Genomic DNA, 12,806 nt, shown 5'->3' with positions numbered 1-12,806 from the left:
GCCGCCCCCGCGCCGCCGCCTGCCCAGGCGCCGGCGCCGGCCGCTCCCGCCCCGGCGGGAGGAGACCTCAGCGGGGCGACTCAGTACTTCCAGGTCCCGCAGATGGGGTCCCAGAGTCTGGTCGGTGTCCTCGCCTGCCTGGAAGGCCCCCTGAAAGGGCAGCTCTTCTCGGTCAACGATGGCGATACCCGGCTGGGCCGCGAGGGCTGCGAGATCACGCTGACGAGCAAGCGCATCTCCCGTTACCACGCGAAGATCGTCCACGTCGAAGGCGCCTTCGTCATCGAAGCGAACTCGGAAGTGGCCGAGATGAATCCGACGCTGATCAACGACGAGCCGATCGACGCCGAAGCGCTGAGCGATGGCGACCTGATCCGGTTGGGAGACTGCCTCTTCAAGTTCCGAACGATCTGATTCGCATGCGAGACGGGCTGCACCTCATCTGCGCCGCGATCCTGTGGGTCGCGGCATCGGCGAACGCACAGGATTCCGGATTCTCCCTCCAGGAAGTCGAACGGCTCCACGTCGACGACGCCGAGGCCGGAGTCGACGGTGAGCGCATCGTCGAGGTCTACCTGCGTGCCCTGTCTCAGCACGCGGATCCCGTCGACGACCTGCGCCCCGCCCACCTCGACGTGCGCGACAACGGAGAGCGGGTCGACCCCGAGGACGTGAGCGTCCAGCACCTGGGTCGAGCCCGGAAGGGCATCACCTGGGTGATCGCGATCGACGCCAGCCGCACGATGCTCGGCGACGCCTTCGAGCAGGCGAAGGCCGCGGCCATCGAGCTGCTCGACCGCATCGGCCACCACGACCGGCTCGCGATCGTGACCTTCGCCCAGACCGTCGACGTGGTCTCCCGCTTCGAGGACACCCCCAACGACGCTCGCAATCGCCTCGAGGTGCTCGAGGTCGATGAGGCGGGCCTGAAGACCCTGCTCGTCGACGGCCTCCACGAGAGCCTCGAGCTGATCCGCGGCGAGACGAACCGTCCCCGTCGCGCTGCGATCATCCTGTTCTCGGACGGCAAGGACAGCGGCAGCGACCACACCCTGGGCGAGGTGGTCGAGCGCGCCTCGGCCGACAAGGTGCTCGTCTACACGATCGGCTACGACCGCTTCGGAGGCGATGGCCTCGGAAATCTGGCTTTCGTCGCCGAAGAGACCGACGCGGAGTCGATGACCGTCGACGAGGCCACCGACCTGGTGCGCTTCTTCAACGAGATCGGCGACCGGCTGCTGCGCAGCTACGTCGTGCGGTTCCCGGCGTCGATGGACGGCGAGCCCCACATGATCGAGGTCTCGGTCGACGAGCAGAGCGACTCGATCAAGCTGACCTATCCCGAGATCGCCGCGCCGGTGTGGCCGTGGTTGACCGGCGGCGCGATCGCGGCGTTCGTCGTGCTGGTGTTGATCGTCGCCCTGCGTTTCCGGAGCGCCGGACGCCTGGTGTTCGTCGACGGACCGCGCGGCGGCGAAGTGCACGATCTGCAGCGAGGGCGGCTGCGGATCGGGGCGGTCGACGCCAACGACCTCGTGATTCCCTCGATGGCGGTGTCTCGCTACCACGCCGAGGTCTTCGTCTCTGGAACGAAGGTCGAGATCAAGGATCTCCACTCTTCGAACGGCACCCACATCAACGGACAGCGCGTGCAGGCCGCGCCGCTGCGCCTCCACCCCGGCGACCGCATCCAGATCGCGGACGTCGAAATGGTGTACGAGCGATGAGCTTCGAGCCCGGTGACATCGAGATCGTCTCGCTCACCGACACCGGGCGCCAGCGCTCCGCGAACCAGGATTCCGTCGGCGAGGGCGTGGCGCCGGACGGGGCGCGGCTCGCGATCGTCGCCGACGGGATGGGCGGACACGCGGGCGGCGAGACCGCGAGTCGCCTGGCGGTCGAGGCGGTGCAGGGCGTCGTCGCCAGTTCCGAGGGGGCGCCGGATGGCACCCTGCGCGAGGCGCTCGAAACCGCAAACCGCGCGGTACACGACGAATCCCAGCGCAACACCCAGCTGCTCGGGATGGGGACGACGGGAGTCGCGGCGCTGTTCTCGCGGGACGCCGCGTACGTCGCGAACGTCGGAGACAGCCGGGCCTATCGGCTGCGTGACGGGGTGATCGAGCAGCTGACCGACGATCACTCGCTCGTCGCCGAACTCCAGCGCCGCGGGATCATCAGTGAAGAGGAAGCGCTGGTGCACCCCCGCCGCAACGAAGTCCTGCGCTCACTCGGGGTGGAACCCGAGGTGACCGTAGACCTCTTCGCGTTCGAGCTGCGTGCCGGCGACGTCTTCCTGCTGTGCTCGGATGGCCTGTCGGGTGTCGTGCGCGACGAGGAGATCGCGGACGTGCTGCGCCGCGAAGCCCCGGCCGAAGCCGTCCGCAGTCTCGTCGATTTCGCGAACGAACGCGGTGGGCCCGACAACGTAACCGTGCAGATCGCGCGGATTCCGGGCGAGTCGGGTGGCGCCGGAGCCAATGAGCGCGAAAGGCGCATCCGGGCTCTTTCGCTGGCGGTGGTCGCCGTCGCCCTGCTGCTGAGCCTGGCCCTCGTCTGGGCGCTCTGGCAGCAGCTCGGTGGGGCCAGCGATGTCGAGCCGCCCGCCGTGGCATCGGACCTCGAGCCCGCTCCGGACGTTTCGGAGGAGCACGAGGTCGACGACCTCCTGCCCCCCGAACCGCCGAGCGGCGACGAATGAACCCGCGCGAACTCACCGAGATCGGCCCCTACCGGGTTCGTCGCTTCATCGCTGAAGGCGGCATGGCGTGGGTGTTCGAGGTGATCGATCCGCGCTTCGACGCGGCGCGCGCGTTGAAGATGCTGAAGCCCGAGGCGTCGTCCGGGGACGATTTCCAGCGCTTCGAAGCGGAAGCCAGTCTGCTCGCGGGGATCGACCACCCCAACCTGATCACGATCTACGACTTCGGTCAGGACGAAGGGACGGGCTGCTTCTACTACACGATGACCTACGTCGACAGCCCACCGCTGTCACAGCGTGGGGTGATGACGACCGCCGAGGCGGGGCCGCTCTTCCTCGACGTGCTCGCTGGGTTGGCGGTCTTGCACGACCGCGGCGTCGTGCACCGGGACATCAAACCGGCGAACGTCCTGCAGACCACGGATGGACGCGCCCTGGTGGCCGATCTGGGGATCGCGCGCCAGACCGACCGTGCCGGCGTCACGCGCACCGGTATGGCCGTGGGGACGGCGCTCTACATGGCGCCCGAGCAGGCCCGGGGGCGCAACCTCACGCCGCGGGTCGACGTCTACTCCGTCGGGCTGTCGCTCTACCAGGTGCTCACGGGAACGACGGTCTGGGACGGGGTCGACGACATCGACACCTCGAGCGGGTCCGACGTCCTCCTGTATCTGGGGGGTCTCCTGCACTCGGGGAAGGAACTGTCCTTCGACTACCCGAACGACGTGCCGCCCGCGCTGCGCAGGGTGATCACGAAGGCGTGTCGCCTGGACCCCGACGCCCGCTATGCGGACGCCCGCGAGATGCACGAGGCCCTCTACGAGGCCGTGTACGACGCTGGGAAGAGCGACGATTGGCGACGCCTGGCGCTCGGCGCGGGGGCCGGAGCGGGGGTGGTCGCGGCGATCGTCGCGGCAGTGATGCTCTGGCCGCCGGCGGCTCTCGATCTCGCGCGCGATCGACTGCAGGAGATCGACGAACTCGAACGCCGGGCCGCCTCGCTGCTCTTCGAGAGCGCGACCCTCGAACCCGCCCCGTCCGCCGAGCTCCTGAGTGGCTTGCGCGAAGGGGTCGCGGCCGCGCAGGTGTTTCGTTCCCAGGGACGCGAGGCGATCGACGAGGAGCGTCACGTGGATGCGATGGAGGCGCTGGAGCAGGCGGCCCAGACCTACCGCGCCGCCTGCGCCCGCTTGACCGGCGAACACCTGCACGCGCGCGTCGATCCGATCGCGACGGCCGTGCGTGATCGGGCGAGCCTCTATCGGACGGCCGGCGGGCCGGAACTCGCGAAGACGAGCTGGCCGGGGTTCGAACTCGCGCTCGAGCGCATCGCGCCGCCCGACCCGGAACTCGGGGCGTGCGCGGTGGCCGAGGCGGAACTCGCCCGGATCGGCGCACTGCCCGGTGCGCGAGAAGCGCTGTCGGCGGTGGAAGCCGAGCTCGCCACCGAGCTGCCGCGACTCGCGGAGATCGCGCGCACCAGTGCGTCGGCCGCGCGCCAGGCCGCCGAGGCCGACACCGCCGAGGTGGCGGCGTTTCGCGACGTGCTGAACGCCGGTCTGGTCGCCTTCGGTCAGGCCGAGACCCAGCGCGCGAACGACGATTTCCTGGGCGCCGTCGAGCGCTACCGCACCGCCGAGGCGTTCTTCGCGACCGCGCGGGAGATCGCGCCGGCCGGTCGCCTGCGCCAGAAGACCGAGTCGCTCGAGGCGCGTGCGCGCTCGGAGCTCGACGACCTCGGGGTCGTGCAGGCGAGTCTCGACGAGGCCCAGGCCGCCTGGGAGCGGGGCGAGTGGGCGACGGCCAGCACGGCCTACGAGAATTCGATCGGTTTGCTCGAGAGTCTGCTCTCGGACCTGGGTGCCAGCCGGGCGGCCCTGGCCGCGTCGGGCGCGGCCACCCGCGAACGCGACGCCGCGTTGTCCGCCGGTGCGGGGGCATCGGCTTCTGCGGAGATCGGTGCTGCCGAGGCCCTCCAGACGCGCGCGACCGAGGCTCTGGAAGCGAAGCAGTACGCGGCTGCCGAACGCGACTTCCGGGCGGCGAGCGAACAGTTCCGGGTGGCGCGCGAAGCGTCGGTCGGAGCCCTCGCCGAGGCCCGCGCGCTCCAGGTCGAGGCACGCATGGCGGCCGAACGCCTCCCCGAGGCGTGTGCCGGGCTGAGCGAGAGTGCGGCCCAGGACTGTGCGGCCGGCGGAGCGGCCCAGGTCACCGGCGACGAGGCATTGGTCGCACGGGACGCGCCGACGGCGCTCGCCCACTTCCGGATCGCCAAGGAGCGCTTCGCGAGCGCCGCCGAGAGCGAACGCGCCTACCTGCAGAACCTCCCGCGACCCCCGCGGATCGTCGCGCGCGAGCCCGCGGCCGATCAGGTGCGCGTGCACCGCAACGAGACGATCGCGTTCTCGGTCGAGGCGAGTGACCCCAATGGGGACACTCTCGAGTACCGCTGGCGACGCGATGGTCGGCGCCTCGACGCGTCCGGATCCGAGCTGGTGCTGAGCCCCGACGCCGACACCAGGATCGAGGTCGAAGTGCGCGACGGCCAGGGCGGTCGGGTCGAAGCGGCGTGGGCCGTCGCGTTCCGCAACCGCGCCCCCACGCTCCGCGTGTACCCCGACGAGGCGCGCACGCGGCTCGAGCTCGGCGACAGCCGCGAGTTCCGGGTCGACGCCAGCGACCCGGATGGCGAGCCTGTGCGAACGGAGTTCGCTGTGGACGGACGCACGGTGGCTCAGGGCAGCCGCTACACCTTCCGCCCGTCGCGCGCGGGCAACTACGTCGTGAGTGCGCGGGCGGTCGATGCGAGTGGCGCGCGGACCCGCGTCGAGCGTCGCGTCGAGGTGTTCGAGAAGCGGGTCGCGGTGGCACCTGTCCCGAAGCCGACACCTCGCCCAACGCCGAAGCCGACCACGACGCCGAAGCCCTCGCGCCTCGACCCCGAGAAGGGCGCGATCGCGGCCCTCGATCGCTACCGGAGTGCCTACGAGGCGCAGGATCTCGAGGCGTTGTCCGCGGTGTGGATCATGAATCCGAAGCAGCGAGAGGCGATGCAGCAGCTCTTCGAGCACGCCGATCGCATCGATGTCCAGATCGCGCGCCACGGCATCGACGTCACCCGTGACGTCGTGTCGATCGATTTCGACCAGGAAGTCGACGCCGTCGGGTCGCGCATGACGACGAAGAGCGAGCCCGTACCGATGACGGCGACCGTCATTCATACCGGCGGTGGTCAGTGGAAGATCAGCTCGATCCTGCCACGCCGCTGATGGGCGGGGGCCGCGCCTAGGCGCCGCGCAGCTTCGGGTTCGAGGACGCCTCGGCGATCGTCAGGGCGTGCTGGGCCAGCGGCTCGGCGGCGCGGTTCATGTTCTCGAAGCCCTCGCCGGCCGTCTTGCCCTGTTGAAAGCGCTTGAGGATGCCCTCGGAGATCACCGCGAGCTTCGTGAGCGCGAGCACCTGGTAGAAGTCGATGGCGGTCACGTCGCGTCCGCTGGCGCGGGCGTACGCTTCGATGAGCTGGTCGCGCGTGAAGAAGCCGGGCTTCGCGGTGACCGCGCCGACCGCCGCGATCGAGCCGCGCGGCTGGGGATCGTTCGGCTCGGTCCAGTAGATCAGCGTGTAGCCGAGATCCGCGAGCGGGTCGCCCAGGGTGGCCATCTCCCAGTCGAAGATCGCAGCGACGCGGCCGGGGTCTTCGGCGTCGAGGGCCAGGTTGCCGAGGCGGTAGTCGCCGTGAACGAGCGCTTTGTCCGAGTGCTCGGGGAGGGCTGCGCCGAGTCGCTCGAGGAGCGTGTCGATCTCGGGCAGGGGCGCCGTCTGGTTCGACGCCCATTGCTTCCCCCAGCGAGACACCTGCCGCGCCAGGTACCCGTCGGGCTTGCCGAAGTCGCCGAGACCGACTGCGTCGACGTCGACCGCGTGCAGCGCAGCGAGGGTGTCCACCACGGCCTGGCTGGTTCGGCCGCGATCGGCGGGATCTTCGAGGTAGCCCTCAGGAATGCGATCCTGCAGCACGATGCCCGACCGGAACTCCATCACGTAGAAGGGGTGCTCGTTGACCTCCGGGTCCTCGCAGAGGGCGAGCGGGCGCGGCACCGGGAGCGCGGTCTCGGCGAGCGCGGAGAGCACGCGGAACTCGCGCCGCATGTCGTGGGCCGTGGGCAGCACATGACCGAGGGGAGGGCGGCGCAGCGCGACGGCCTGGTCGCCCATGTCGACGCGATAGGTGAGGTTGGAGCGACCGCCGCTGATCATGGAGAAGGAGAGCGGGGCGTCGCCGCCGGGCACGCTCTCGCGGAAGAAGCGGGTGACGTTCTCGAGGTGAATGCCGGGGGGCGTCGTCATGCGCCGAAGCTACTCGACCGGGCCGCTTCCTGCGAAGCGGATGACTTGACACGTGTTCACGCCGCCGTCACTCTGCGACGCCCTCCAGGCCGCCACCCACCCGGCGCGCTTGGCCCTCTTCTTCGCACCTCTGCCACGCCCCGTTCCGACGAGGACGGCCCACCCCACGGAGTCGAGCATGCGCCTCGAGTACGGATTCGAGCTTTCCCAGGTCGACGTGCCGTGCTTCTCCGTCGAAGCCATCGAGGGCATCGGAAAGCTCTTCACCCTCGCGACGCTGGTGCTGAACGTTTTGGCCGCGAAGGAGCGCATCGAGATCGTCTTCCATGGCCTCAACCCCGAGGATCCCGAGACGAAACTCGACGCTTTCAAGGAGATCGTGCGCGGAAGTCGCTTCGCCCGCGAGCTCCAGTACGAGATGGGCGAGGGCGGCCACGTCACGGGATCGTCGAGCTACTACCGCTGGGTGACGATCGCCGCTTCCTGAGCGTGCCCGGCGGCCCAGCGCGCCCCCGGGCTCAGCGCTTGCGGACGCGCTCCCGCAGCGCGTCGCGCCGAAGTGCTTCGATCGAGAGCGGCAGTCGTCGCGAGTAGCGCTGCTGAGCGCGGTGGAGCGCCTGCTCCCCGATCCCGCTGGCTTGCCAGCGGTGTTGCAGCGCATGGAAGCTCTCGCGTCGCTCGGTGTTGGTCAGTCGCCCCGCGAACTGGACGCGGGTGAGATCCGCCACCGCCGCCGCGGCACCGTCCGCGAGGGCGAAGACCTGAGGCGGCGCGCCTTCGAGCCCCGGTGTGCGGAACCCGGATTCGTGGAGCTGAATCCACAGGGTGGTCTCGGCATCGAGGGCGTCCTCGGCGGGGAGCGCCGCCCGTGCCTCGCGATCCATCACCAGGGCCGAGCGCACAGGCCAGCCCAGCCGCCGCCACTCGACGAACGCACGCGGTCGGATGTGCGGAATGTCCGACGCCTCGAGGGCATGTGCCGCCTCCCAGGCGCGGCGCGCCGCGCTGCCCCGCCACAGATCGCCGGGCCCTCCGGGAAACACCGCGAGTTCGAGTCCGTCGTCCCGAGCGGGTTCGGCAGACAAGGCGCTTTCGACCGCGGCGGCGTCGAGCTCACGATCGATCAGCCCGGTTCCGCCCGCCACCTCGAAGCGTCGCGCGCGCCGACCCGGTCGCAGGCTGCGCGCCGCTCGGCTCCGGGCGTGGCGACGGGCCCGTGACAGCGACGCTCGGCCCACCGCCCGGAGCTGCTGGCGGGCGCGTTCGTCGAAGGGACGCTCGAGGGCCAGAGCGGCGGCACGCAGCCGAACGCGGTCGGGGAACGAGAGGGTGCGACGCAGCGAGTGATCGAGGTGGCCGAGGTCGCGGAGCTGGAGTCGCGGCGTCGCCAGCCGCGTCACGGCCTGGAGGTCGATCAACCAGGGGACGCCTTCCGCGATGAGCACGTTCTCACGGTGGAGGTCGCGGTGGGCGAAGCCGGCTGCGTGGAGCTCGCGCACGAGTTCGCCGACCTGGTGGAGCAGCGCATGGCGCTCGGTCGGCGTGGTGCGGAGCGCCGCGTCGAGGGGGTGTCCTTCGATCCACTCGGTGACCAGCACGTCCTGTCCCGTATCGAGCCGGACGTGGGCCCAGGGTTCGGGGACCCGGACGCCGGCGGCACGGAGTCGCATCGCGGTGCGCCACTCTCGCTCCGGGGTGGAGAGGTGGAGGCGGCGCTTCCACGCGTCGCGCCAGGGGTGTTTCGGGTTGGACAGGTAGAGCTTCAGGAAACAGGGCGTGCCGTCGGGAAGCGTGCCCTGCGCGAGTGAGCGACGACCCAGGCGCTGGCGGATCCAGGTGACGGCCTCGCCGCGGCCCAGCCGTTCCAGGACCGGCTCCAGGGCCTCGCGCCGCTGCGGGTCACCGGCCAGCCATTCCACGCCCGTTCTCCCCCCTCTTCGTGCGGGTCAGGACTCGTCGCTGGGGCGCCGGGCTCCGACGACGACCGCCAGCATCACGACCGCGAAGGCCGCCGAGCTCCACGCCGACACCGCTCGGGGTCGGCAGTCCGTCGTGCAGAAGCGTCCGGCCCAGCTCTTCGCGGCCTGGCGGCGCGCCTCGGCTTTGGCCGCTTCGGGCGAAGACGCCGGTTCGGCCATCCCGGTCGCCCCGAGCGCTAGCAGCGTCAACACCAGCGCGAGCGGGGCGCTCGCGGCACGGCGGGCGCGGCGCCAGGAGCGCGCTGCGCGGGGCCGCGGGAGCGTGGCCGGGCGCGATCGCCGAAACGTCGAAAAACCCATATCTGGCAGGAGGATACCCTTGCGCCTCCGGCCTGCCAGAAGCGCGCGGAGCCAGCCCCCGGCGCGTTGGCAAACACACGGGCGACTCGTATAGTACGCGTCCGCTGCACCGGAGCGCTGCGTGGCACTCCCTCCCATTCGCCTCCCCCGATCCATTCCTTCGGCCATGAGACGCTTGGAGACACACCTTCACCGGGACCGGCTGCGAGACGTGGATGGGGCACGCCGCGCGCCCGCGCTGAAGGCCGGTTCGGCCGAACGCCGAGAGGCGGCAGACCGACGCGCGGTGACACCGCTGCGCGTCCATGAGGAAGCCAACCCAGGATGATCGAGGCGAAGAACCTCTCGAAGCGATACGGAGACATCGTCGCCGTGGGCGATGTCTCCTTCGAGATCGGACGCGGAGAAGTGGTGGGCTTTCTGGGCCCGAACGGTGCTGGGAAAACCACCACGATGCGCATGTTGACAGGCTTCCTGCCGCCGACCGAAGGCTCGGTGCGGATCGCGGGTCACGACATCTTCGAGGCGCCGCTCGAAGCGCGTCGCGCCATCGGCTACCTGCCCGAGACGCCGCCGGTCTACCCCGAAATGACGGTCGCTTCCTACGTCGACTACGTGGCGCGCATCAAGGACGTGCCCCGCGCGGAGCGCAAGGGGGCGGTCGAGCGCGCACTCGAGCGCTGCGGCCTGGCCGACGTCGGCCTGCGGGTGATCGGCTCGCTGTCGAAGGGCTACCGCCAGCGCGTCGGTCTGGCCCAGGCGATCGTCCACGATCCGAAGGTGCTGATCCTGGACGAGCCGACGGTGGGCCTCGATCCGATCCAGATCGGCGAGATTCGCGCCCTGATCGCGAGTCTCGCCAGCGGGGAAGGCGACGAACAGCAGACCGTGATCCTGTCGACCCACATCCTTCCCGAGGTCGAGGCGATCTGTCGGCGCATCGTGATGATCAACCGCGGTCAGAAGACGGTCGACGCGCCGCTCGCCGAGCTCACGCGGGACGGGCAGGGGCTCGAGCAGCTCTTCGCGCGCGAGACGGCCATGGACGTCGCGGCACCGGCCGCGCCGGAGGCCAGCCCGTGAAGCACGCCACCACCGTCGCCTGGCGCGATCTCCGTTCGCTCTTCGTTTCGCCGGTCGCCTACGTCGTGATGAGCTTGTTCGCGGTCACGGCAGGGCTTTTCTTCATCATCGGAGTTTCGAACTTCGGGAAGGCGTTGATCTACTACCAGCAGCGTCAGGACTTCGCTTCGCTCGAGCTGATCAACCTGGCCGATGTCTTGCTGGCGCCATTCTTCGACTCCATGCTCGTGGTCTTCCTTTTCCTGGTCCCCGGCATCACGATGGGCCTGTTCGCGTCCGAGAAAGCGAACGGGACCGAAGAGCTCTTGATGACGAGTCCATTGACGATCTGGGACATCGTCCTCGGGAAGTTCGCCGCCGGAGCGGGCTTCGTCGGACTCCTGGTCGCGATGCTCGGGCTGTTTCCGGCGTTGCTCTTCTTCTTCGGAGATCCCGAGGTCGGCAAGATCCTGACGGGTCTACTTGGCGTTCTTCTGATGGGCTGGACGTACGTGTCGATCGGGGTCTTCGCCTCGTCGATCACGCGCAGTCAGATCATCGCCTTCTTCCTGGCCTTCGTGCTGTTGCTGATGCTCTTGATCCTGCCCGCGATCACTCAGCTCGGAGTCTTGGGCAGCGATTCCGCCATCGCGAGCGTGCTGGCGTGGTTCTCGACCACCGCGCACATGCAGCCGATGCTCGGTGGACTCGTCGATACGGCTGACCTGGTCTACTTCGGAGTCATGATCGGCATCTTTCTGCTCCTGACGAAGGCGAGTGTCGAATCTGTGCGTTGGCGATAGGCCTAGGAGAAAACGATGGACAGATTGCCTCTGCTCTTGGGTGGACTTGGCCTCGTTGGCGTCGTCTTCGCTCTGTTGAGTTTCGTCGTCGCGATCGTCAGCGATGCGAGCGCGGTGGGTTCTCGCGGTGATCTCGGGTGGATCTTCGGGAACTTCGGGCTCGGCGTCGCGCTCCTCGTAGCGGCCGCGGTGCTCAACTTCGACGCGGTTCGCGAGCGGTTGGCCTCCGGCGAGGCGCGTCGTGCCGGGAAGTACGGCACCAATGCCGCGGTCTCGACTCTGCTGGGGATTGCCATCCTCGGCATGCTGGGGTTCATCGGCACCCGGTATCATCATCGCTTCGACTGGAGCGAGGGGAAGATCCACACGCTCTCCGACCAGACGAAGAAGGTCGTCGAGGCGCTCGAAGAGGACGCGCAGGTCCTGGTATTGGCTCCGTCCTTCGAGCAGGCGCCGGCCCGCGCCCTGCTGGATCGCTATGCCTTCCTCAGCGATCGCTTCCAGGTCGAATACGCCGATCCGAACGAACGCCCCGGGCTGCTCGAGACCTACGGGATCTCCGCGGATTCTCTGCGCCAGGGCGGACTCGTGCGGGTCGCCGTCGGTGGCGATGCATTGGAGCTCACCGAGCTCGACGAGACCGCGGTCACCAACGCGCTCGTCAAGCTGACCCGTACCGGCGAGAAGACGGTCTACTTCATCCAGGGGCACGGCGAGGGCGCGATCGACGGCGAAGCGGGCGCCCAGCGGTCCGGTTACGTGCGCGCGGCCGAGGCCCTGCGCAACGAGAACTATCGGGTCGAGTCTCTGCTCCTGGCGGGCGGTGGCGGCGTCCCCGCGGACGCCGATGTGGTGATCCTGGCGGGTCCGACCCGGCCGCTCTTCGACGACGAGTGGACCGCGCTCGAGGGCTACCTGGCCGGCGGCGGCGCGCTCCTGGTGCTCTCCGATGCGCGCGCGCCGGGCGATGCCGCCGAGAAGCTCGCGGGCTGGGGCGTGACGCTGGGCGACGACATCGTCGTCGATCGCGCGCTCGCGCTCTTCGGGCGCGCAATGACGCCCCTGGCCGGCGACTTCGACCTCGAACACCCGATCACCGCCGACTTCCGCGACGCGCGCAACGATCCGGTCGTGTTCCACGAGGTGCGAAGCGCCCAGCCTGGCCCGAGCGGCAACTTCACCGAGCTCGTCTTCACGGGCGAATCGTCGTGGGCCGAACGCGATCTCGCGCGACTCGACGCGGAAGGCGCGGCGGGCATCGATCCCGAGGATCTCGTGGGTCCGGTGCCGGTCATGGTCGCCGGCACGCCCAACGTCTCGGCTGCCGACGGCACGGATCCCCGCCTCGTCGTGGTCGGGGACGCAAACTTCGCGTCGAACGAATTCCTCGACGCCGCCCGCAATCGGGACCTCTTTCTCAACGCGACCAACTGGTTGATCGGCGACGTCGAGGCGATCTCGATCCGCCCGAACACGTCGCGCGCCTCGCGCATGGAGCTGACCGAGGACGAGTTCCGCAACATCCGCTCGGCGTCGCTCTTCGTGCTGCCCGAGCTGATCGCCGTTCTGGGCGTGTTCACCTGGTGGTCGCGCCGCCACCCGAAGGGGTAGAGC

General features: G+C 69.5%; 11 protein-coding genes. 8 read left to right on the top strand and 3 right to left on the bottom strand.

All coding sequences use genetic code 11. The features are described 5' to 3' along the window. The 4 genes from AAF430_24360 to AAF430_24345 form a co-directional block, all read left to right on the top strand. Positions 1–414: FHA domain-containing protein (locus tag AAF430_24360; protein ID MEM7413387.1), on the top strand; the 414-nt coding region annotated here is incomplete at its 5' end. 5 nt (positions 415–419) lie between these two features. Beyond that, positions 420–1,727, top strand: a complete 1,308-nt coding sequence (locus tag AAF430_24355; GenBank protein MEM7413386.1) for an FHA domain-containing protein — start codon at positions 420–422, stop codon at positions 1,725–1,727. Further along, positions 1,724–2,701, top strand: a complete 978-nt coding sequence (locus AAF430_24350) for a Stp1/IreP family PP2C-type Ser/Thr phosphatase (GenBank protein MEM7413385.1) — start codon at positions 1,724–1,726, stop codon at positions 2,699–2,701. The genes AAF430_24355 and AAF430_24350 overlap by 4 nt, the downstream gene beginning before the upstream one ends. Beyond that, positions 2,698–5,970, top strand: coding sequence for a protein kinase (locus AAF430_24345; GenBank protein MEM7413384.1), 3,273 nt, complete (start codon positions 2,698–2,700; stop codon positions 5,968–5,970). Before AAF430_24350 ends, AAF430_24345 begins: the two co-directional genes overlap by 4 nt. Before the next feature lie 16 nt (positions 5,971–5,986). On the opposite strand, the gene AAF430_24340 is transcribed toward AAF430_24345, so the two are convergent. Continuing rightward, positions 5,987–7,048 carry a phosphotransferase family protein gene (locus AAF430_24340; protein ID MEM7413383.1) on the bottom strand — a complete coding sequence of 354 codons (1,062 nt, stop codon included), beginning with the start codon at positions 7,046–7,048 and terminating at the stop codon, positions 5,987–5,989. 178 nt (positions 7,049–7,226) lie between these two features. Between AAF430_24340 and AAF430_24335 the strand changes: the two genes are divergently transcribed. After that, entirely contained in the window at positions 7,227–7,535 is a 309-nt protein-coding gene (locus tag AAF430_24335; GenBank protein MEM7413382.1) for a hypothetical protein, read from the top strand. 31 nt (positions 7,536–7,566) lie between these two features. On the opposite strand, the gene AAF430_24330 is transcribed toward AAF430_24335, so the two are convergent. Continuing rightward, positions 7,567–8,967 (bottom strand): lipopolysaccharide kinase InaA family protein, encoded by a 1,401-nt coding sequence (locus AAF430_24330; GenBank protein ID MEM7413381.1) that lies wholly within the window; start codon positions 8,965–8,967, stop codon positions 7,567–7,569. A 27-nt stretch (positions 8,968–8,994) separates the two neighbouring features. Continuing rightward, positions 8,995–9,186, bottom strand: a complete 192-nt coding sequence (locus tag AAF430_24325) for a hypothetical protein (GenBank protein MEM7413380.1) — start codon at positions 9,184–9,186, stop codon at positions 8,995–8,997. Between the two features lie 465 nt (positions 9,187–9,651). Here AAF430_24325 and AAF430_24320 point away from each other — a divergent pair, with 465 nt between their 5' ends. From AAF430_24320 to AAF430_24310, 3 genes are read left to right on the top strand one after another with little or no spacing between them, the layout of a single operon-like run. Further along, positions 9,652–10,410 carry an ABC transporter ATP-binding protein gene (locus AAF430_24320; GenBank protein ID MEM7413379.1) on the top strand — a complete coding sequence of 253 codons (759 nt, stop codon included), beginning with the start codon at positions 9,652–9,654 and terminating at the stop codon, positions 10,408–10,410. Next, a complete protein-coding gene (locus AAF430_24315) occupies positions 10,407–11,192 on the top strand; it encodes an ABC transporter permease subunit (protein MEM7413378.1) in 786 nt (261 codons plus the stop codon). The genes AAF430_24320 and AAF430_24315 overlap by 4 nt, the downstream gene beginning before the upstream one ends. 15 nt (positions 11,193–11,207) lie before the next feature. Further along, positions 11,208–12,803, top strand: coding sequence for a GldG family protein (locus AAF430_24310; protein MEM7413377.1), 1,596 nt, complete (start codon positions 11,208–11,210; stop codon positions 12,801–12,803). Positions 12,804–12,806 lie beyond the last annotated feature (3 nt).

It is taken from the genome of Myxococcota bacterium (assembly GCA_039030075.1).
Classification (GTDB): Bacteria; Myxococcota_A; UBA9160; order UBA9160; family SMWR01; genus JAHEJV01.
Note: the sequence above shows the minus strand (reverse complement) of the source record. Positions and strands in the feature narration are given on the sequence as shown.